At 64.9% G+C, this 19,546-nt stretch carries 18 protein-coding genes; 12 read left to right on the plus strand and 6 right to left on the minus strand.

Annotation, left to right across the window (positions count from 1 at the left end; genetic code table 11):
• Positions 1-28 precede the first annotated feature (28 nt).
• Together add and HNE04_RS07675 are read left to right on the plus strand one after the other, a co-directional pair.
• Complete coding sequence (gene add / locus HNE04_RS07670; RefSeq protein ID WP_172217944.1) at positions 29-1,090, plus strand: adenosine deaminase; 1,062 nt, start codon at positions 29-31, stop codon at positions 1,088-1,090.
• Positions 1,087-2,070: a Bug family tripartite tricarboxylate transporter substrate binding protein gene (locus HNE04_RS07675; protein ID WP_172217945.1), complete on the plus strand. Its 984-nt coding sequence runs from the start codon at positions 1,087-1,089 to the stop codon at positions 2,068-2,070. Before add ends, HNE04_RS07675 begins: the two co-directional genes overlap by 4 nt.
• A gap of 9 nt (positions 2,071-2,079) precedes the next feature.
• Here HNE04_RS07675 and HNE04_RS07680 read toward each other — a convergent pair whose 3' ends face one another.
• Genes HNE04_RS07680 through HNE04_RS07690 form a run of 3 tightly spaced genes read right to left on the minus strand, consistent with a single transcriptional unit; the run spans position 2,080 to position 5,077 of the window.
• Positions 2,080-2,967: a sulfurtransferase gene (locus HNE04_RS07680; RefSeq protein WP_172217946.1), complete on the minus strand. Its 888-nt coding sequence runs from the start codon at positions 2,965-2,967 to the stop codon at positions 2,080-2,082.
• Between the two features lie 28 nt (positions 2,968-2,995).
• Positions 2,996-3,892 carry a DMT family transporter gene (locus tag HNE04_RS07685; RefSeq protein ID WP_172217947.1) on the minus strand — a complete coding sequence of 299 codons (897 nt, stop codon included), beginning with the start codon at positions 3,890-3,892 and terminating at the stop codon, positions 2,996-2,998.
• A 33-nt stretch (positions 3,893-3,925) separates the two neighbouring features.
• Positions 3,926-5,077, minus strand: a complete 1,152-nt coding sequence (locus HNE04_RS07690; protein WP_172217948.1) for an aromatic ring-hydroxylating oxygenase subunit alpha — start codon at positions 5,075-5,077, stop codon at positions 3,926-3,928.
• A 230-nt stretch (positions 5,078-5,307) separates the two neighbouring features.
• Between HNE04_RS07690 and xseB the strand changes: the two genes are divergently transcribed.
• From xseB to HNE04_RS07720, 6 genes are all read left to right on the plus strand, one after another.
• Positions 5,308-5,535: an exodeoxyribonuclease VII small subunit gene (gene xseB, locus HNE04_RS07695; RefSeq protein WP_172217949.1), complete on the plus strand. Its 228-nt coding sequence runs from the start codon at positions 5,308-5,310 to the stop codon at positions 5,533-5,535.
• Positions 5,532-6,419, plus strand: coding sequence for a polyprenyl synthetase family protein (locus tag HNE04_RS07700; RefSeq protein ID WP_172217950.1), 888 nt, complete (start codon positions 5,532-5,534; stop codon positions 6,417-6,419). Before xseB ends, HNE04_RS07700 begins: the two co-directional genes overlap by 4 nt.
• 16 nt (positions 6,420-6,435) lie before the next feature.
• On the plus strand, positions 6,436-8,322 hold the full coding sequence (gene dxs / locus HNE04_RS07705; protein WP_172217951.1) for a 1-deoxy-D-xylulose-5-phosphate synthase: 1,887 nt from the start codon (positions 6,436-6,438) through the stop codon (positions 8,320-8,322).
• 307 nt (positions 8,323-8,629) lie between these two features.
• On the plus strand, positions 8,630-9,709 hold the full coding sequence (locus HNE04_RS07710; protein ID WP_172217952.1) for a TRAP transporter substrate-binding protein: 1,080 nt from the start codon (positions 8,630-8,632) through the stop codon (positions 9,707-9,709).
• A 179-nt stretch (positions 9,710-9,888) separates the two neighbouring features.
• A complete protein-coding gene (locus tag HNE04_RS07715) occupies positions 9,889-10,968 on the plus strand; it encodes a TRAP transporter substrate-binding protein (RefSeq protein WP_172217953.1) in 1,080 nt (359 codons plus the stop codon).
• A gap of 164 nt (positions 10,969-11,132) precedes the next feature.
• Positions 11,133-12,215 (plus strand): TRAP transporter substrate-binding protein, encoded by a 1,083-nt coding sequence (locus HNE04_RS07720; RefSeq protein WP_172217954.1) that lies wholly within the window; start codon positions 11,133-11,135, stop codon positions 12,213-12,215.
• A gap of 83 nt (positions 12,216-12,298) precedes the next feature.
• Here the strand turns inward: HNE04_RS07720 and HNE04_RS07725 are convergent, their stop codons facing one another.
• Both HNE04_RS07725 and HNE04_RS07730 read right to left on the minus strand, forming a co-directional pair.
• Positions 12,299-14,077 carry a TRAP transporter large permease gene (locus HNE04_RS07725; RefSeq protein WP_172217955.1) on the minus strand — a complete coding sequence of 593 codons (1,779 nt, stop codon included), beginning with the start codon at positions 14,075-14,077 and terminating at the stop codon, positions 12,299-12,301.
• A gap of 23 nt (positions 14,078-14,100) precedes the next feature.
• Complete coding sequence (locus tag HNE04_RS07730) at positions 14,101-14,697, minus strand: TRAP transporter small permease subunit (protein WP_172217956.1); 597 nt, start codon at positions 14,695-14,697, stop codon at positions 14,101-14,103.
• A gap of 168 nt (positions 14,698-14,865) precedes the next feature.
• On the opposite strand from HNE04_RS07730, the gene HNE04_RS07735 reads away from it, so the two are divergent.
• Positions 14,866-16,131, plus strand: a complete 1,266-nt coding sequence (locus HNE04_RS07735; RefSeq protein ID WP_172217957.1) for an SUMF1/EgtB/PvdO family nonheme iron enzyme — start codon at positions 14,866-14,868, stop codon at positions 16,129-16,131.
• On the opposite strand, the gene HNE04_RS07740 is transcribed toward HNE04_RS07735, so the two are convergent.
• Positions 16,128-17,216, minus strand: coding sequence for a substrate-binding domain-containing protein (locus HNE04_RS07740; RefSeq protein ID WP_172217958.1), 1,089 nt, complete (start codon positions 17,214-17,216; stop codon positions 16,128-16,130). The two genes, HNE04_RS07735 and HNE04_RS07740, sit on opposite strands and share 4 nt — an antisense overlap.
• 96 nt (positions 17,217-17,312) lie before the next feature.
• Here HNE04_RS07740 and HNE04_RS07745 point away from each other — a divergent pair, with 96 nt between their 5' ends.
• From HNE04_RS07745 to HNE04_RS07755, 3 genes are read left to right on the plus strand one after another with little or no spacing between them, the layout of a single operon-like run.
• Positions 17,313-18,047, plus strand: coding sequence for an ABC transporter permease (locus HNE04_RS07745; protein WP_172217959.1), 735 nt, complete (start codon positions 17,313-17,315; stop codon positions 18,045-18,047).
• On the plus strand, positions 18,044-18,745 hold the full coding sequence (locus HNE04_RS07750; protein WP_172217960.1) for an ABC transporter ATP-binding protein: 702 nt from the start codon (positions 18,044-18,046) through the stop codon (positions 18,743-18,745). Before HNE04_RS07745 ends, HNE04_RS07750 begins: the two co-directional genes overlap by 4 nt.
• Positions 18,742-19,533, plus strand: coding sequence for a substrate-binding domain-containing protein (locus HNE04_RS07755; protein WP_172217961.1), 792 nt, complete (start codon positions 18,742-18,744; stop codon positions 19,531-19,533). The genes HNE04_RS07750 and HNE04_RS07755 overlap by 4 nt, the downstream gene beginning before the upstream one ends.
• Positions 19,534-19,546 lie beyond the last annotated feature (13 nt).

Raw genomic sequence — 19,546 nt, forward strand, 5'->3', positions numbered from 1 at the left:
AGCGGCCGCAGTTCGGTACGATGGCGCCATGCCGACGCTGCCCGACTTCCTGCGCGCCATCCCCAAGGCCGAGCTGCACTGCCACCTGCTGGGCACGGTGCGGCGCGAAACGTTTGCCGAACTGGCGCGGCGGGAGAAGGCGCCGCTGAGCGCCGAGGAAATCGAGGCCTTCTACACGCGTGGCGAGAAACCGGTGGGGGTGCTGCGCGTGCTGCGGGCGCTCGATGCATGGCTGCTGCGCGGCCCCGACGACCTGCACCGCATCACTTACGAATACCTGCAGGACGCGGCCTCGCACAACGTGCGCCACGCCGAGTTCTTCTGGAATCCGACCGGTACCGTGGGCCAGTCCGGGATGGCGTATCCGCTGGCGCAACAAGCCATCCTGCGGGCGGTTGCAGATGCGCAGGTGGACTTCGGCATCACGGCACGCCTGGTGCCCGCCATCGACCGGGAGGCCTCGCCCGAGGCGGCGGTGGAAATGGTCCGATGGGTCCTCGCGAATCGCCGCGAGGAGGTGCCCGGCATCGGCATCGACTACCGCGAGGTGGACCGGCCGCCGGAGCTGTTCGCGCAAGCCTATGCCGATGCCCGCGCCGGCGGGCTGAAAACCACGGCGCACGCCGGTGAGTTCGGCATGCCCTGGACGAACGTGCGTACGGCTGTGGAACTGCTGGGGGTCGATCGCATCGACCACGGTTACACGGTCATCGACAACCCGGAATTCGCCGCCCGCTGCGCCGAGCGCGGCATCGTCTTCACGGTGGTGCCGACCAATTCGTACTATCTGCGCACCCTGGCGCCCGAACGCTGGGCGCTGGACCACCCGATACGCCGCATGCCCGGGCTGGGCCTGCGCATCCACCCCAATACCGACGACCCCACGCTGCACCATGTGACGCCCACGCAAGCCTGGCACATGATGGTGCGGGACTTCGGCTTTGGCCTGGACGACCTGCGCGGCTTCATGCTCAACGGCATCGACGCGGCCTGGATCGACGAGGGCGAACGGCGAAGCATGCGCGCCGAATGGGGCGCGCGCTTCGACAGTCTGCGTGCCGGCATGGAATCTGCAACTGGAGCCTCATGATGTTCAAACGAATCGCCCTGAGCCTTGCCGCCGCCGCCGGCCTGGCTGGCCCTGGGGCCGTCCAGGCCCAGGCGCCGTGGCCGACGGCCAAACCCATCACCATCATCGTGCCCTTCAGCGCGGGCGGCAGCGTCGATGTATCGGCCCGGCTGGTGGCGCAGAAGCTGTCCGAACGGCTGAAGCAATCGGTCGTGGTCGAGAACGTCACGGGCGCCGGCGGGACCATCGGCGTGGCCAAGGCCGTGAACGCCGCGCCGGACGGCTACACGCTCGTCATGGGAGCCGACAGCCCGGTGGCGATCGCCCGGCTCGTGAATCCGGCCGCGGTGAAGTACGACACCTTGAAAGACCTGGCTCCGGTCGGTCTGGTGAATACCGCGCCCATGGTTCTCGTGGCCCGGCCCGGCCTGCCGGCCAATACGCTGGCCGAGGTGCTGAAGCTCGCCAAGGAGCAGCCGGGCAAGCTCAGCTACGCCACCTCGGGCATAGGCACCGTCTTGCACCTGGCGATGGAATTGATCAAGGACCAGGGCAAGGTGTTCATCACCCACGTGCCCTACCGCGGCGGCGCGCAGATCGTTACCGATGTGGCCGGCAACCAGGTGGACCTGGCGGTGCTGGTCAGCGTCACGGCCACGCCGCAGATCCAGGCGAAGAAGATCAAAGGCATCGCCGTGACGGACGACAAGCGCCTGCCCGCGCTGCCTGAAGTGCCGGTGGTGGCCGAGACGCCCGGCTTCAAGGGCTTCGACGTGGTGGCGTGGACCGGCCTGTTCGCTCCGGCGCAGACCCCGCCCGCCGTGGTGGAGCGGTTGAACCGCGAACTCAACGCGGTGTTGAGCTCGGACGAGGTGCGGACCAAGATGCAGGAGCAGGGCGCGATCGGCGGCAGCGGCAGCCCGGCGGAGTTCGCGCGCTTCGTGCAGCGCGAGCAGGAACGCTATGCCCGCATCGTCAAAGCCGCGAATATCAAAGAGTAGGGCAGACGCCTAGCCTTTTTCCACCGGGCGCTTGGGGTCGCTGCACCATTCGCTCCAGCTGCCCGCATACAGCGCCGTGGGGCCCAGGCCGGCCACTTCCATCGCAATCAAGTTGGGCAGGGCGCTGACGCCGCTGCCGCAATGATGTACGACCGTGGCCGGGTCACGACCGGCGAGCAGCTGTTCGAATTCAGCCTTGAGCTGGTCCGCGGGCTTGAACTTGCCGTCGGGGTCTATGTTCTGGGTGGACGGGCGGTTCAACGCTCCGGGAATATGGCCCGCCACGGGGTCGAACGGCTCCACCTCCCCCTTGAAGCGCGGGTTGGACCGCGCATCGACGACGGTCTGTCCGCCCTTGCCGAGCCTTCTGAGCACGTCCTTGGTGGTGGCGAGCGAACGCAGCTCGCGGCCGAGCGCGAAATTCGACTGGAAGTGCGACGGCTCTTCGCGACCGCTCAGCTCAGCGCCCGCGGCTTCCCAGGCTTGCAGGCCGCCATCGAGTACAGCCACCGCCTCGTGGCCGGCCCACTTGAGCATCCACCACAGCCGGCCGCAATAGTTGGCGCCGTTGCGGTCGTACACCACGGCCTGCATCTCGTTGGAGAAACCCACGCTCGACAGCCACATCGCGAACTTCTCGCGGCTGGGCAGCGGATGGCGCCCGCCCGATGCTGCGTCGGGATGCGGATGATGCTTGCCATCGGGGTCGATCACGCCTTTGTCGCTCAAGTCCGTGTCGAGGTTGGCATACACGGCGCCGGGAATGTGCGCCTTGCGATACTGCTCTTCGCCCGCCGCCGGATTCATGAGGTCGAAGCTGCAATCGAAGATCATCAGCGGGGCGCCGCTGGCCTGCAGGGATTTGAGCTGGTCGACGGAGATGAGCGTGCTGTACATGCGCAGAATTATCCTGCGATTGCGCTCGTCAGTGTTCTTCGGCCGGCGCACTGGGCACGGCCCGCGACCGCAGCACTGTGGCGGCGACGCCGCTGGCGACGATCAACGCCATCCCGGCCCAGCCCGACGGTGTGATGGTGTCGCCGAACAACGTGACGCTGTAGATGGCGCCGAACACGATCCCGAAGTACTGCAGGCTCGCCACCACCAAGGTAGCCCCTTGCCGGTAGGCCCGCGTCATGCACAGCTGGCCCAGCGAGGCCAGGATGCCCACCGGCAGGAGCCACAAGGCGTGCTTCCAGTCCCAGGGCGAAATCCCGGTGATGGCCATCCCGATGGCGCCGGCCACGGCTGAGCCGGCGGCGAAATAGAACACCGTACGTGAGTCGGGCTCGCCCAATTTGCCGAGTGCCATCACCTGCATGTAGGCGAAAGCGGAGATGAGGCCCGACATCAGGCCGACGACGCCGGCGAAGACCTGGTTCTGCTCTATCGTGGGCCGCAGCATCATGATGACCCCGGCAAAACCGGCGAGCACGCTGAGGACCAGCGGGCCTTGCCTGGGAGTGGCGGAGCCGGTCCGCGGATTCCAGGCGAGGAGGGCGCCGCCCACCAGGAAGGCCGCGACCCAGACGCTGCTCATGTAGTTCAGGGTCATGGCGGTGGCCAGCGGAAGCCAGGCGATGGCGTAGAACCATGCCCCCATCGAAATCACGCCCACTATGCTGCGCCACGCGTGCATGCCGGGATACTTCGTTGCCAGCGCCACGCCCCGCTGGCGCGCCAGCAGCCACATGAAGACCATGCCCAGCACGCCGCGGTAGAACACCAGTTCGGAGCTGTTGAACCAGGCCGAAGCGTACTTCACGCACACCGCCATGGTGGCGAAGAGCAACGAGCCGAGAACCATCCATAAGGCCTGCATCAGTCAGGCCGTTTCGCGCCGGGACTCATCCCCCTACGCGTAGTAGCGGGCGGCGTTGGCGCCGATGGCGTCGCGGTACCACTCGTGGAAGTGCTGCATGCCGTCTTCCATCGGGCTCTGGTAGGGGCCGACCTCGTTGTCGCCACGGCGCATCAGGGCCTTGCGGCCCGCGTCCATGCGCAGGGCGATCTCGTCGTCTTCGACGCAGGTTTCCATGTAGGCCGCCTGCTGGGCCTCCACGAATTCGCGCTCGAAAGCGGCGATCTCTTCCGGGTAGTAGAACTCCACCATGTTCATGGTCTTCTGCGGCCCCATCGGATGCAGCGTGGACACCGTGAGCACGTGCGGATACCACTCCACCATGATGTGCGGGTAGTAGGTGAGCCAGATTGCGCCGTACTTGGGCTGCTTGCCGTCGCGGTATTGCAGCAGCGCGTTCTGCCAGCGCTCGTACACCGGGCTGCCGGCTTTGCCCAGGCGGTTGGCCACGCCCACGGTCTGCACCGAGTAGTTGTCCTTGAACTCCCAGCGCAGGTCGTCACAGGCCACGAAGCTGCCCAGGCCCGGGTGGAACGGCCCGACGTGGTAGTCCTCGAGATAAACCTCGATGAAGGTCTTCCAGTTGTAGTTGCACTCGTGCATCTCCACCCGGTCGAGCACCATGCCTGTGAAATCGAGGTCCGCGCGCGGGCCCATCCCGGCCAGCTCGGCCTGGATGTTCCTGCCATTGGCCTCGAACAGCAGCCCGTTCCATTCCTGCAACTTGTAGTTGTTGAGGTTCAGGCATGGGTCTTCGGGGAAATGCGGCGCGCCCAGCAAGGTGCCCGCCGGGCTGGCGCTGCCCCCGCTGTAGGTCCAGCGGTGTAGAGGACACACGATGTTGCCTCCCGAGGCCGGGTTCGATTGCATCGAGCCGCGGCCCTTCAGGATCACCGCCTGGCGATGCCGGCAGACATTGGAGATGAGCTCGACGCCGCGTGGCGTGCGCAGCAATGCGCGGCCCTCGCCCTCCTGGGGCAGGGCGTAGTAGTCGCCGTGGTTCGGAACGGAAAGCTGGTGCCCCACATAGCGGGGCCCTTGCTGAAAGATGGCTTCCATCTCGCGCCGGAAAAGCGCCTCGTCGAAGTAACTGGAAACTGGTAGTTGGCTTGCGGCCTGCTGCAGTTGAAGACTTAAATCAGACATGGGTGACCTGACCTAGAGACTCCCCCTATTAAGGGGCAGGGAAGCGCTATATCCGTGGATTCGCGCAGGAAGGTGTAAAGAGCAATGAGCGGGGTGGCCCGCCGGATGGAGGGGAAGGGGATTGTACCCTTGGGCTTGAGTTGAGGGCGTTGTACGGGCTATCAAGTCCGCATTGCGCGAGCCCTGCCAGTGCCGTCCCCTAGAATTGAGGGTTTTGCACGTTCATGATCATGCCCAAGCCCCCCTTCCAAACCCCGGCCAGCTATGAAGCTGCCCTGGAAGAGCTTGAGCAGCTCGTCAGCCTTATCGAGTCGGGCCAGTTGCCCTTGGACCAGCTGCTGACCGGTTACCAGCGGGGCGCCGAACTCTTGCAGTTCTGCCGCGACCGGTTGCAGGCCGTGGAAAACCAGATCAAGGTGCTGGACGAGGGCACGCTCAAGCCGTGGACGCAGGAGTGAATTTCAATCTGGGGGCCTGGAGCGCCGCTCGCCTGGACCGCGTGGAGCAGGCATTGTCCGAGTGGGTGGTGGCCGATGCGCCGGCCGGCCTGGGAGAGGCCATGCGCTATGCCGTGCTCGACGGCGGCAAGCGGCTTCGCCCGCTGCTGGTGCTGGCGGCCAGCGAGGCCGTCAATGGAAACGAGGCTGCGGCATTGCGCGCCGCCTGCGCGACCGAGCTCATTCATGCCTATTCGCTGGTGCACGACGACATGCCCTGCATGGACAACGATGTCTTGCGCCGGGGCAAGCCCACGGTCCACGTCAAGTTCGGCCAGGCCCAGGCTTTGCTGGCAGGCGACGCGCTGCAGGCCCTGGCTTTCGAGTTGCTCGCCCCCGAGGATGCAAGCATCCCGGCGGCGATCCAGGCGGCCTTGTGCCGGCTGCTGGCGCGCGCGGCGGGCCACGCGGGCATGGCCGGCGGCCAAGCCATCGACCTCGCCAGCGTCGGACGCGCGTTGACCGAAGCCCAGCTACGCGAGATGCATCGGCTCAAGACCGGCGCGCTGCTCGAAGGCAGCGTGATGATGGGTGCGGCCTGCGGCGACGCAACCGCAGCGCAGCTCGCGGCCTTGCGTGTGTACGGCTCGGCGATGGGATTGGCGTTCCAGGTGATCGACGACATCCTGGATGTCACCGCCGATTCGGCGACGCTGGGCAAGACGGCCGGCAAGGACGCGGCCCAGGACAAGCCCACCTACGTTTCCCTGTTGGGCCTGGAGCGCTCGCGCACCTATGCGCAGCAACTGCTGGCCCAGGCCCTGCAGGCGCTCGCGTCCAGTAGCTTGCGCGACACACAAGCTTTACAGGCGCTGGCGATGATGGTCGTGAATCGGGACAATTGACGGAAAACGGATAGCGATGGCCACCTTGCTGGAAACGATCAACGACCCCGCGGACTTGCGCAAGCTGCCGCGTGCCCAGCTGCGCACGGTGGCGGACGAGCTGCGCGCCTTCGTGCTGGACAGCGTGTCGCGCACCGGCGGCCACCTCAGCTCCAACCTCGGCACGGTGGAACTGACCATTGCCCTGCACTACGTCTTCAATACGCCGTACGACAGGCTGGTGTGGGACGTGGGCCACCAGACCTATCCGCACAAGATACTGACCGGCCGGCGCGATCGCATGAGCAGCCTGCGCCAGCTGGGCGGCCTCTCCGGCTTCCCCCAGCGCAGCGAAAGCGAGTACGACACATTCGGCACGGCCCATTCGTCCACCAGCATTTCCGCGGCGCTGGGCATGGCCCTGGCCGCGAAGCACAAGGGCGAGAACCGCAAAGCCGTGGCCATCATCGGCGACGGCGCGATGAGCGCGGGCATGGCCTTCGAGGCATTGAACAACGGCGGCGTTGCCGATTGCGACTTGCTGGTGGTGCTGAACGACAACGACATGTCGATCAGTCCGCCGGTGGGCGCGCTGAACCGCTACCTGGCCCAGCTCATGAGCGGCCAGTTCTACGCGGCAGCCAAGAACGTTGGCAAGAATGTGCTGAAGGTTGCACCGCCCCTGTTCGAGCTGGCCAAGCGCTTCGAGGAACACGCCAAGGGCATGGTTGTGCCGGCCACGCTGTTCGAGAAGTTCGGCTTCAACTACATCGGGCCGATCGACGGCCACGACCTGGAATCGCTCATCCCCACGCTGGAAAACATCAGGCACCTGAAGGGGCCGCAGTTCCTGCACGTGGTGACCCGCAAGGGCCAGGGCTACAAGCTGGCCGAGGCCGACCCGGTGGCCTATCACGGACCGGGAAAGTTTGACCCGGCTGTGGGCCTGGTCAAGCCGGCCACACCTTCCAAGCTCACCTTCACGCAGGTGTTCGGCCAGTGGCTTTGCGACATGGCGGAGAAAGACGAGCGCCTGGTCGGGATCACGCCCGCCATGCGCGAAGGCTCCGGCATGGTGGAGTTCGACAAGCGCTTCCCCAAACGCTACTTCGACGTGGGCATCGCCGAACAGCATGCCGTGACCTTTGCCGGCGGTCTGGCCTGCGAAGGGCTCAAGCCCGTGGTGGCGATCTACTCCACCTTCCTGCAGCGCGGCTACGACCAGCTCATTCACGACGTGGCCCTGCAGAACCTGCCGGTGGTGTTCGCGTTGGATCGCGCGGGCGTGGTCGGCGCGGACGGGCCCACGCATGCGGGGGCCTATGACATCCCCTATCTGCGTTGCATCCCCAACGTCAGCGTGGCCTGCCCCGCCGACGAGAACGAATGCCGCAAGCTGCTCACCAGTGCCTTCGAGCAGAACCATCCTGTGGCCGTGCGCTATCCGCGCGGTGCCGGCGTCGGCGTGGCGGTCGAGCGGGGGCTTGAATCCCTGCCGTTCGGCAAAGGCGAAGTGCGGCGCGAAGGCAAAGGCGTTGCCATCCTGGCCTTCGGCACCTTGCTGTACCCGGCCCTGGCCGCCGCCGAGCGGCTCAATGCCACGGTGGTGAACATGCGTTGGGCCAAGCCCCTGGACATCGAGTTGCTGCTGCAGGTGGCGGCGCGGCATGAAGGGCTGGTGACGGTGGAAGAGGGCGCCGTGATGGGCGGCGCCGGCAGCGCCGTCGGCGAGGCCCTCCACGCCGCAGGCGTGGCCAAGCCCGTGTTGCAACTGGGCCTGCGCGATGAATTCATCGCGCACGGCGATCCTGCCAAGCTCCTCGCGCTGCAGGGGCTGGATGCGGCGGGGATCGAAGCCTCGGTGCTGCAACGCTTCGGCGATCTGGTCGAACGCACGCCGCCGGCACTCAAGATCGTCGGCTAGAAGTCAGACGCGTAGCGGGCAGCCTTGCTTGTCATGCCGGACTCGATCCGGCATCCACCGCGTAGGCGCGCCAACATGGATCCCGGGTCAAGCCCGGGATGACGGGCCCTTCTGTCGGACTCGAGGCCGACACTTCGGTTCCTGAAAGTTTGCTGACGGCGTCGACGACACTAAAGATTGCGCAAGGGAAAACCCCTGAATACCTAAGTGCTTCGCTTCCTAGAATGGCTGCAGATTGCGACAAGCATTTAGTTGTCACCGATCTTCGTCTCTCAGAAGTTTTATCCATTAGCAGAGGAGCGCATCCATGGATCGTCGATCACTCATTAAAAACGCCGGTATCGCCGGTGTGCTGGCAGCGGGCGTGGCCCCGGCCGTGCACGCACAAGCGGCAGTTCGCTGGCGCCTGGCATCCAGCTTCCCCAAGTCGCTTGACACGATATTCGGCGCGGCCGAAGTGTTCGCCAAACAGGTCAAGGCCATGTCGGGCGGCAAGTTTGAAGTGTCCGTGCACGCGGCCGGCGAGTTGATGCCGGCATTCGGCGTGGTCGATGGCGTGCAGCAGGGCACCATCGAGGCTGCGCACACCGCTCCCTATTACTTCTTCGGCAAGAACGAGGCCTTCGGCCTGGGCTGCGCCATTCCCTTCGGCCTGAACAGCCGCCAGATGTCGGCCTGGATGTATGAAGGCAACGGCATGAAGCTGATGCGCGAGTTCTACGCCAAGTACAGCATGATCAATTTCCCCGGCGGCAACACGGGCGCCCAAATGGGCGGCTGGTACCGTAAGGAAATCAAGTCGCTCAAGGACGTCAAGGGCATGAAGATGCGTATCGGCGGCTTCGGCGGCAAGGTGCTTGAGCGCATCGGCGGCGTGCCCCAGAACATCCCCGGCGGAGAAATCTACCAGGCGCTGGAAAAAGGCACCATCGACGCGGCCGAATGGGTGGGCCCGTACGATGACCAGAAGCTGGGCTTCAACAAGGTCGCTCCGTACTACTACTACCCCGGCTGGTGGGAAGGCGGCCCGCAGCTCGATTTCTTCATCAACCAGAAGGCCTTCGATGCCCTGTCGGCGGAGAACAAGGCCATCGTGGAGTCGGCATCTGCCCACGCCCACGTGGTGATGCAGGCCAAGTACGACGCCTTGAACCCCGCTGCCCTGAAGCAGCTGGTGGGCGCCGGCACCAAGTTGCGTCCGTTCCCGCAGGACGTGATGGCTGCTGCTTTCAAGGAAGCGATGGGCCTGTACGAAGAGCTCAATGGGAAGAACGAGGACTGGAAAAAGATCTACGGCGACTACTCCAAGTTCCGCGCCGATCAGAACTTGTGGTTCCGCTTCACCGAAGCCACCTTCGACCGCTTCATGCAATCGCAGAAGTTGTAAACAACTTGCCTATGTGAAGGGCCCCTGCGGGGGCCCTTTTCTTTTGGGTGTCAATTTCCTGACACGGCCGCGCATACGCAGTTCTTCGTAAGTGGCTTGAAAGGCTTTAGAGTGCGGGCCGTCGCATCATCGCGCGGCGTCCATACGCACTGCAGCCCTAGAACTTACAGGAGATATACATGGATCGTCGTTCCCTCATCAAGAATGCCGGCATCGCCGGCGTGCTCGCGGCCGGAGTCGCGCCTGCCGTGCATGCACAGGCAGCGGTGCGTTGGCGCCTGGCCTCGAGCTTCCCGAAGTCGCTCGACACCATCTATGGCGCGGCGGAAGTGTTCGCGCAGAAGGTCAAGGCACTCTCGGGTGGCCGGTTCGACGTTTCGGTGCACGCCGCCGGTGAACTGATGCCCGCCTTCGGCGTCGTGGACGGCGTCCAGAACGGCACCGTGGAAGCCGCGCACACGGCCCCCTACTATTTCTTCGGCAAGGACGAGACATTCGCCATCGGCGGCGCCATTCCTTTCGGCTTGAACAGCCGTCAGATGAGCGCGTGGACTTATGAGGGCAACGGCTTGAAGCTGATGCGCGAGTTCTATGCCAAGTACAACATGACCAGCTTTCCCTGCGGCAACACGGGCGCGCAAATGGGCGGCTGGATGCGCAAGGAAATCAAGAGCGTCGCCGACCTGAAGGGCCTGAAGTTCCGCATCGGCGGCTTCGCCGGCAAGGTGCTGGAGCGCCTGGGTGGCGTGCCGCAGAACATCCCCGGCGGCGAAATCTACCAAGCCCTGGAAAAAGGCACGATCGATGCAGCTGAATGGATCGGGCCCTACGACGACCAGAAGCTGGGATTCAACAAGGTTGCGCCTTTCTACTACTACCCCGGCTGGTGGGAAGGCGGGCTGCAGCTCGACCTGTACGTCAACCAGAAGGCCTACGACGCATTGTCGGCCGAGAACAAGGCCATCGTTGAAATGGCCAGCACCTTCGCCCACGTGGAGACGCAGGCCAAGTACGACGTGAAGAACCCCGGTGCACTCAAGCAGTTGGTGGGCTCGGGCGCCAAGCTTCGCCCGTTCCCGGCCGATGTGATGGCTGCGGCGTTCAAGCAGTCGATGTCCCTGTACGATGAGATTTCGGCCAAGAACGAGAACTGGCGCAAGGTGTATGCCGACTACCAGAAATTCCGCTCGGACCAGAACCTGTGGTTCCGTTTCACCGAGGCGACCTTCGATCGCTTCATGCAGTCGCAAAAACTGTAGGGCAAAGCTCTAAGCTCATGCAAAAAGCCGCACACTGTGCGGCTTTTTGTTTGGTCAGTGCTTCCTCTTAAGTACAAGCACTGCATGTGCGTGCCAGCCTTTTGCAAGCTTCGCGATCCCAGGCGCAGCATTATCCGCGGCACCAATAACAGGAGTACTCATCCATGGATCGTCGTTCCCTTATCAAGAATGCCGGCATCGCCGGCGTGCTGGCGACCGGCATTGCACCCGCCGTACACGCGCAGGCTGCAGTTCGCTGGCGGCTGGCTTCGAGTTTCCCGAAGTCGCTGGACACCATCTTCGGCAGCGCCGAAATGTTCTCCAAGACCGTGCGCGCGCTGTCGGGCGGCAAGTTCGAGGTGTCCGTCCATGCGGCGGGTGAGTTGATGCCCGCTTTCGGCGTGGTGGACGGCATCCAGAACGGCACCATCGAAATGGCGCAAACGGCGCCTTACTACTTCACGGGCAAGAATTCGATATTCGCTTTCGGCTGCGCCGTGCCCTTCGGGCTCACGGCCCGCCAGATGGACTCGTGGATGGAGCACGGCAACGGCCGCAAGCTGATGGACGCGTTCTACGCCAACTACAACATCAAGAGCCGCAGCGCCGGCAACACCGGCACGCAGATGGGCGGCTGGTACCGCAAGGAAATCAAGGGGCCGGGCGACCTGAAGGGTCTGAAGATGCGCCTGGGTGGCGGCCTGTTCGGCGAGGCCATGGCCAAGCTGGGCGTAGTCGCACAGAACATGCCTGCCGGTGACGTGTACCAGGCGCTCGAGAAGGGCACGCTCGATGCGACAGAATTCGTGGGCCCCTATGACGACGAGAAACTGGGCTTCAACAAGGTGGCCCCGTTCTACTACTACCCCGGTTGGTGGGAAGGTGGTGCGGAGCTGGAGTTCTTCGTCAACACCAAGGCCTATGCGGCGCTGTCGCCCGAGAACCAGGCCATCGTCGATGCCGCGACCAGTGTGGCGGCCCGTGACATGACCGCGAAGTACGATGCGCTCAACCCGGTGGCGCTGAAGCGCCTGGTGGCCGCCAAGACCCAGCTGAAGGCCTTCTCCAAGGAACTGATGGATGCGGGCTACAAGGCTTCGATGGAAGTCTTTGCCGAGCACGAGGCGAAATCACCCGAGTTCAAGAAGATCCACCAGGACATGCGGGCCTTCCAGCGCGACCAGCTGCTGTGGGCGCGCTTCTCCGAATTCCGCTATGACAGCTACATGAGCACCGTCAAGTTCTAAGCGTTCGCCCAAGAAAAATGCCCCGGCCCGCATCGCTGCGGCAGGGGCATTGTCTTTTTTGGGGGGGCTCGAACCCCCCTCGGTTACTTCTTGTCGGCGGGCGGCTGCTTGAACAGCTCGTCCATCTCTTTGTCGGTGTCCGTTTGAGTTCCGGGTGCCGCGCCCGGGTCGGGCAAGGCGCCGGCCTCCGGCAGCTTTCCGGGTGAATCCTGGCGCAGCATGTCGCCCTCCATCTGGATGCGTACTTTCTCCAGGTCCACCTTCTCCGCCTTGTCCAGCCCGCTCGAGACGATTCCGGGGAAGCCGATGATGAGGCCGACCATGATGATCTGGATCAGCACGAAGGGTACGGCCCCCCAGTAGATCTGCATCGTGGTGACGGGCGGGATCATCTTGCCGGTGACGCGGTCCTTGTATTCCTTATCGGGCGCCACGCTGCGCAGGTAGAACAGCGCGAAGCCGAAGGGCGGGTGCATGAACGAAGTCTGCATGTTCACGGCCAGCAGCACGCCGAACCACACCAGGTCGATGCCCAGCTTTTCGGCCACCGGCGCGAGCAGCGGCACCACGATGAAGGACAGCTCGAAGAAGTCGAGGAAGAAGGCCAGCACGAAGATCAGGATGTTGACCACGATCAGGAAGCCCAGCTGACCGCCCGGCAGGCCTGACAGCAGATGCTCCACCCACTTGGGCCCGTCCACGCCCTGGAACACCAGGCCGAAGATGGTGGCGCCGATCAGGATGAACACCACGAAGCACGACAGCTTGGTGGTGGTGTTCAGTGCCTGGCGCAGCAGCGAGAAGCTCAGGCGCCTGCGCGCCAGAGCCATCACGATGGCGCCCAGGGCACCCATGGCTCCGCCTTCAGTCGGGGTGGCGATGCCCAGGAAGATGGTGCCCAGCACCAGGAAGATCAGCAGCAGCGGCGGGATCAGCACGAAAGTCACGCGCTCGGCCATGCGCGACAGCAGGCCCATGCGGGTCACCTTGTTGATCAGCGCGATCAGGAACGCGAACAACACGCCGGCACACATGGACACCACGATGGTTTCGTCGGTGGCGACGGTGTCCACTTTCGTGCCCGTCCACCAGCTGACGACAGCGGCGTAGTTTTTCCCCAGGGTGACGGCCAGGGCCGTCGAAATCACGGTCAGCGCCAGCAGCGATGGCAGGCCCGCCTTGCCGCTGTCCTCGCGAATGGTCCGGGCTTCGAGCGGCAGTGCCGGAACCCAGTGGGGCTTGATAAACGCGAGGATGACGACGTAAAGCGCATACATGCCCGTGAGGATGAAGCCGGGAACGAACGCGCCCTTGTACATATCGCCCACGCTGCGCCCCAACTGGTCGGCCAGGATGATCAGCACCAGCGAGGGCGGGATGATCTGTGCTAGCGTTCCCGAAGCCGCGATCACGCCCGTCGCCAGGCGGCGGTCGTAGCCGTAGCGCAGCATGATGGGCAGGGAGATGAGGCCCATTGAGATCACCGATGCCGCGACCACGCCCGTGGTGGCAGCAAGCAGGGCGCCCACAAAAATCACCGCCAGGGCCAAACCGCCGCGCACCGGACCGAACAGCTGGCCGATGGTGTCGAGCAGGTCTTCGGCCATGCCGCTTCGCTCCAGGATCAGCCCCATCAAGGTGAAGAACGGAATGGCAAGCAGCGTATCGTTCTGCATGATGCCGAAGATGCGCAGCGGCAGGGCCTGCAGCAGCGATTCGGGCAGGACGTTGAGCTCGATGCCGATGATGGCGAAGAACAGGCCGCAGGCGCCCAGGCTGAAGGCCACCGGGAAGCCGAACAGCAGGAAAACGATAAGGCCCGCGAACATGATCGGGGCCAGGTTTGCAATGAAGAACTCCATCTTTTATTCCTCGTTCTTTTAGTTCAGGCCTTGCCTTCGCGCTCGGCGAGGCGTCGGATGGATTCAGCGAGTTCTTCTTCGGCCGTCTTCTCGATTTTCTTGGCCGTGGGATCGTCGATCAGGCCCTTGAGGAATGCGACGCGCTTGATCAGTTCCGAGAAGCCCTGCAGCATGAGCAGTCCGAAGCCCAGCGGCATCATGATGTACACGGGCCAGCGGATCAGGCCACCGGCGTTGGAGGACATCTCCCCGGAGCGAAGGCCCTGGAGGAAGAACGGCGTGCCATACCAGAGGATGGCCAGGCAGACGGGAGTGAGGAACAGCGTAAAGCCGATGATGTCGATCCAGATCTGGCCGCGCTTGGACAGGCGGCTGGAGATGACGTCGATCTTCACGTGTTCGCCATTCAGCAGTGTGTAGCCGGCGGCCAGCAGGAAAGCGGCCGCGAACAGATACCACTGCACCTCGAGGAAGGCGTTGGAGCTGTAGTTGAAGCCCTTGCGTACCGCCGCGTTGACCCCGCTGATAACCGTGGAGGCGAGGATCAACCAGATAACGTATTTGCCAATCTGGGCGTTGAGCCAATCGACGCCTTTGGAAAACTTTAGTAATGCCTGCATGTTGTCTCCGTGAAGAAGTTCCCTGCGCACGCGAAGTCGATCACCGACTGATTTTTCAGTCGTTCGCCGGCCGTCTTGTAGTAAGGAAATTCTAGTGTTGACTATAAAAGCCAAGCTGACAGCTTTTTGACGGTGTATTCCCGGTGAATCGCCTAGTCATAATGCCTTATGGCCACCGTTTCACCGGACGCACCCCCTACGTCCATAGACGCGCCGGCGATGCGCAACGCCGGCCGCGAGCTGTTGTCGCTGGCATTGATGGATGCGCGCAACCACAGCTTGCATTTGCTCTCCCACTATGAACAGGCGGCGGCGGAAGGCAAGCTGGACGTGCCTTGCCGTCCCGAACTCGAGTTGCCTCAGTGGCTGGCCGGGCATATCGGCTGGCTGGCCGAGTACTGGATAGGCCGCAACCCGCAGCGCAGCCTGGGGGCGGCCTGCCCGCCGGACGCAGTGCGGCTGGCCTCCATCGAACCGATGGCCGACCAGTGGTTCAACCCGGCCATTGCAACCCATGCGGCGCGCTGGCAGCTGCAGTTGCCCGATTTCCAGGCCATACGGGCCTACCTGCTCGACACGCTGGAAAGCACGCTCGAGCTCCTGGACAAGACGGCGGAAGACGATCAGGGCTTGTACTTCTTCCGCGTCGCCCTTTTTCACGAAGACCTTCGCTGCGAACAGCTGGTGACGATGGCCCAGACGCTCGGCCTGCCGCTCAAGCTGGCGCTGCCCGTGGGTGTGCAGGCGCGCGACCCCGTGCTGGTGCCCGCCGGGCGCTGGCTGCTCGGCTCATCGCCCGGCGGCTTCGTGTTCGATGCGGAGAAGTGGGCGCACGAGATCGACGTGCCCGAGTTCGAGATCGACGCCCAGCCGGTGAACTGGGGCCAGTACGTGGAGTTCGTCGACGATGGTGGCTACGACCGCCCCGAGCTCTGGTTGCCGCAGGGCTGGGAATGGCTGCAGCGCGAGGCCGACCAGGAGGGCCGGCGCGGGCCACGCTACGTGGAGCAGATCGGATCGGCGAGCGGCGCCGTCATGCGGACGCTGTTCGGCAAATCCTCGCGGATGTCCTCCAGCCAGAGCGCAATGCATGTGACCTGGTGGGAGGCCGACGCCTGGGCGCGCTGGGCGGGTCGGCGGCTGGCGACCGAGGTGGAGTGGGAGATGGCTGCGCACACCGCCTCGCGCCGGGGTTTCCGCTGGGGCGATGTGCGCGAGTGGACCGCCAGCACCCTGCGGCCCTGGCCCGGTTTCGAGCCCGATGCCTGGAGCGAACACACCGACCTGGCCGCACAACCGCGCCTCGGCCTGGCCCGCGTGCAACGGGGCGGATCCTTTGCGGCGCGTTCGCGGATGAAGCATCCGAAGTTCCGGGGCTTCGCACTGCCCGACCGCGACGATGGCTTCGTGGGTTTCCGTACCTGCGCGCTCTAGCGAGCCGGAAGGTCCCACCAAGGCAACTGCCTGCGCAAGCTGAGCACCTCGCCGCAGGCACTGGCCTCGTATCCCGGCAAGGCCGCGAGCTTCGCCTGCCACGCGCCGCTGCGCAGCACGTCAAGCAGGGCCCCGACGGGCGGCTCGTCCAACGCCGCCTTGAGGCACACGAGGTAATAGTCCTCCTTGAGCAACGGGACGAAATCCAGCCCGCGTGAACGCGCCGCGGCCTCGATGCCCAAACCGGCGTCGGCCGCGCCGGAGGCCACTGCCTGCGCCACGGCGGCGTGAGAGGGTTCGGTGTTGCCGTAGCCCGTGATATCGCCGGGAGTCAGCCGCGATTGGGCCAGCAATTCCTCGAACAGCACCCGCGTGCCGGTGCCCAGTGCGCGGTTGGCAAAGCGCGCTCGCGATCGGGCCAGATCGCCGATCGAGGCCAGGCCCAAGGGGTTACCGCGCGCCACCATCAGGCCCTGGCTGCGGCGGGCAAAACCAATCAGCTTGTGCAGGCCCGGTTTGAGCAGCGGCTGGTACGCGCGTTGCGCCAGCGATCCGGCGGCGGGTTGCGGCGGCGTGTGAAAGCCCGCCACCGCGCAGCGGCCCTCGTTGAGTGCGCTGATCGCGTCGACGCTGCCGCAGAAGCGGACGTCCAGGTGCAACTGCGCGTTGGAGGCCGCATGTTCGCGCAATGCGGCCAGCGCATCATCGTGGCTGGCGAAGAGGGTGAGCACATGGGCCGCCGGATCGAACGCCACGGCGAAGGCGCGTTCCAGGTCCGCATGCAGCGACTCGATCTGCGGGGCCAGCCGTGCCTGGGCCTGGCGCTCGGCCCACAGCAGCTTGTCGCCGAAGGGCGACAGGCGGGCCGGCTGGCCTTTGTCCCAGACGATCAGCGGCTGGCCGAGTGCGGTTTCCCAGCGCTTGAGCTCGCCCCAGACGTGGCGGTAAGACAATCCCAGTGCCTTGGCCGCAGCGGAAATCGAGCCGCTTTCCCTGACCGAATACAGCAGGTCCATCAAGGCGTTTCGGATCAGCCGATCGCCTTGCTGCCCGTTCCAAGTGTAGGAAAGTTGGATCTTGCGCACGCGCCGAGTATGTCGCACGGACTGCCGCTATGCACGCCGCTTCATAGCTCGTGATTCCGAATAGGCCTTGGCGCGGCCAGCGGCTAGCATCGCTGCGTGAATACGTTTTCGCAGAGTGCCGCCACGGCTTTCCAGCTCATAGCCGGGGCCGACCCGCTTCTATGGTCCATCGTGACGCGCTCGCTGGCCGTCAGCGCCACGGCCTGCGTGCTGGCTTGTGCCGCAGGCCTGCTGCTCGGCGCCTGGTTGGGAGTGGCGCGCTTTGCCGGGCGCGGCGCCATTCTCGCGTTGCTCAATACGGCGCTGGCCCTGCCGTCGGTGGTGGTCGGCCTGGTGGTCTACCTGCTGCTGTCGCGTTCCGGGCCGCTGGGCTTTCTCGGCTGGTTGTTTTCTTTCAAGGCCATGGTGCTGGCCCAGGCCGTGCTGGTGCTGCCGGTGGCCGCGGCTCTGACGCGGCAGGTGGTGGAGGACGTCGATCGCGCCAATGGCGAGCAACTCCGCTCGTTGGGCGCGGGCCCCGCCATGCGCAGCCTGCTGCTGGCCTGGGACGAGCGCTACGCGCTGCTCACCGTGGTGATCGCCACGTTCGGCCGGGCCATCTCCGAGGTCGGCGCCGTGATGATCGTGGGCGGCAATATCGAAGGCTTCACACGGGTGATGACCACGGCCATCGCGTTGGAAACCAGCAAGGGCGACCTGCCGCTGGCGTTGGCGCTGGGCATCGTCTTGCTGGGGGTGGTGCTGGCGCTCAATGCCCTGATCGCGCTGGTGCGGCGTTGGCGCCTCGGGAGGGACGACCGGGTGCCGCTGCTGGAGGGAGCGCGCGGATGAGTGGCCTGATGCAACTAAAAACCGTGGACGTGTATTTCGGCGCCGTCACGGCGCTGGGGGGTGTGGACTTGCGTGTGGCGGCCGGCGACCGGCTGGCGCTGGTCGGCGCCAACGGCAGCGGCAAGAGCACCTTGCTGCGCGTGTTGCACGGGCTGCTGGCGCCCAGCAGCGGCTCCGTATTGCGCGACAGCGCGGCGCGCCAGGCCATGGTGTTCCAGCGTCCCTACATGCTGATGACCAGCGCGCTCAACAACGTCGCCCTGGGTCTGTGGATTCGGGGCACGCCGTGGCGACAGGCCAGGGAGCGGGCTCTGCTGGCGCTTGGCCGCGTGGGACTGGGCGAAGTCGCGATGCGGCCTGCGAGAAGGCTTTCCGGCGGGCAGCAGCAGCGCCTGGCGCTGGCGCGGGCCTGGAGCCTCAAGCCTCATGTCCTGTTTCTGGACGAGCCCACTTCCAGCCTGGATCCCCATGCCAAGCGCGAGGTGGAATCGCTGCTGGCTGAATTCGCGCAAGACGGCATGACACTGGTCTTTGCCAGTCACAACCTCGGGCAGGTCAGGCGGCTGGCAACGCGCGTGGTGTACCTGGAGCAAGGACGCGTGCTGGCCGACCTGCCGGTGCACGAATTCTTCGACGGCCCGCTGTTGGCGCGCACTTCGCGCGAGGCCGATCTCTTCCTCAAGGGGGAATTGGCATGAAATGGATAGCCGCGCTGGTCTTGGGGACCACGCTCGCCGGAGCACAGGCGCAAACGATCACCATGGCCTCGACCACGTCCACCGAGCAGTCGGGACTGTTCACCCACCTCTTGCCCGAATTCAAGAAGGCGAGCGGTCTGGACGTCAAGGTGGTGGCCGTGGGAACCGGCCAGGCCATCGACATGGCGCGGCGCGGCGATGCCGACGTGCTGTTCGTGCACGACCAGGTGGCCGAGGAGAAGTTCGTGGCCGATGGCTTTGCCGTCAAGCGCTATCCGGTGATGTACAACGACTTCGTGCTGGTCGGTCCCAAGGGCGATCCGGCAGCCACCCGGGGCAAGGACATCGGCGCGGCGTTGAAAAAGATTGCCGCCGCCAATGCGCCGTTCATCTCGCGCGGGGATAAAAGCGGCACCCACGCGGCCGAGCAGCGTTACTGGAACAATGCCGGCCTGGCCGCGAACAAGGGTACGGGCTACAAGGAGTGCGGCTGCGGCATGGGCCCGGCGCTGAACATCGGCGCCTCGTCGGGGGCCTATGTGCTGACCGACCGCGGTACCTGGCTGAATTTCAAGAACCGCGCGGATCTGGCCGTGCTGGTGCAAGGGGACACCAAGCTGTTCAACCAGTATGGCGTGATGGCGGTCAACCCCGCCAAACATCCGCACGTGAAAGTCGCGGATGCGCAGAAGTACGTGGACTGGGTCACGGGACCGGCCGGCCAGTCCGCCATCGCCGGCTACAAGATCGGCGGCGAGCAGCTATTCTTTCCCAACGCCTTGAAATGACATGCGCCGCGAA

The organism is Caenimonas soli, assembly GCF_013155545.1.
GTDB classification, from domain to species: Bacteria; Pseudomonadota; Gammaproteobacteria; order Burkholderiales; family Burkholderiaceae_C; genus Ramlibacter; species Ramlibacter soli.

What these genes read in the sequence shown, in the direction of transcription:
- HNE04_RS07720 (WP_172217954.1), top strand. Translation starts at nt 11,133, where the DNA reads ATGGATCGTCGTTCCCTTATCAAGAATGCCGGCATCGCCGGCGTGCTG.
- HNE04_RS07755 (WP_172217961.1), top strand. Translation starts at nt 18,742, where the DNA reads ATGAAATGGATAGCCGCGCTGGTCTTGGGGACCACGCTCGCCGGAGCA.
- HNE04_RS07730 (WP_172217956.1), bottom strand. Translation starts at nt 14,697, where the DNA reads ATGCAGGCATTACTAAAGTTTTCCAAAGGCGTCGATTGGCTCAACGCC.
- HNE04_RS07710 (WP_172217952.1), top strand. Translation starts at nt 8,630, where the DNA reads ATGGATCGTCGATCACTCATTAAAAACGCCGGTATCGCCGGTGTGCTG.
- add (WP_172217944.1), top strand. Translation starts at nt 29, where the DNA reads ATGCCGACGCTGCCCGACTTCCTGCGCGCCATCCCCAAGGCCGAGCTG.
- HNE04_RS07750 (WP_172217960.1), top strand. Translation starts at nt 18,044, where the DNA reads ATGAGTGGCCTGATGCAACTAAAAACCGTGGACGTGTATTTCGGCGCC.
- dxs (WP_172217951.1), top strand. Translation starts at nt 6,436, where the DNA reads ATGGCCACCTTGCTGGAAACGATCAACGACCCCGCGGACTTGCGCAAG.
- xseB (WP_172217949.1), top strand. Translation starts at nt 5,308, where the DNA reads ATGCCCAAGCCCCCCTTCCAAACCCCGGCCAGCTATGAAGCTGCCCTG.
- HNE04_RS07675 (WP_172217945.1), top strand. Translation starts at nt 1,087, where the DNA reads ATGATGTTCAAACGAATCGCCCTGAGCCTTGCCGCCGCCGCCGGCCTG.
- HNE04_RS07735 (WP_172217957.1), top strand. Translation starts at nt 14,866, where the DNA reads ATGGCCACCGTTTCACCGGACGCACCCCCTACGTCCATAGACGCGCCG.
- HNE04_RS07690 (WP_172217948.1), bottom strand. Translation starts at nt 5,077, where the DNA reads ATGTCTGATTTAAGTCTTCAACTGCAGCAGGCCGCAAGCCAACTACCA.
- HNE04_RS07715 (WP_172217953.1), top strand. Translation starts at nt 9,889, where the DNA reads ATGGATCGTCGTTCCCTCATCAAGAATGCCGGCATCGCCGGCGTGCTC.
- HNE04_RS07685 (WP_172217947.1), bottom strand. Translation starts at nt 3,892, where the DNA reads ATGCAGGCCTTATGGATGGTTCTCGGCTCGTTGCTCTTCGCCACCATG.
- HNE04_RS07680 (WP_172217946.1), bottom strand. Translation starts at nt 2,967, where the DNA reads ATGTACAGCACGCTCATCTCCGTCGACCAGCTCAAATCCCTGCAGGCC.
- HNE04_RS07725 (WP_172217955.1), bottom strand. Translation starts at nt 14,077, where the DNA reads ATGGAGTTCTTCATTGCAAACCTGGCCCCGATCATGTTCGCGGGCCTT.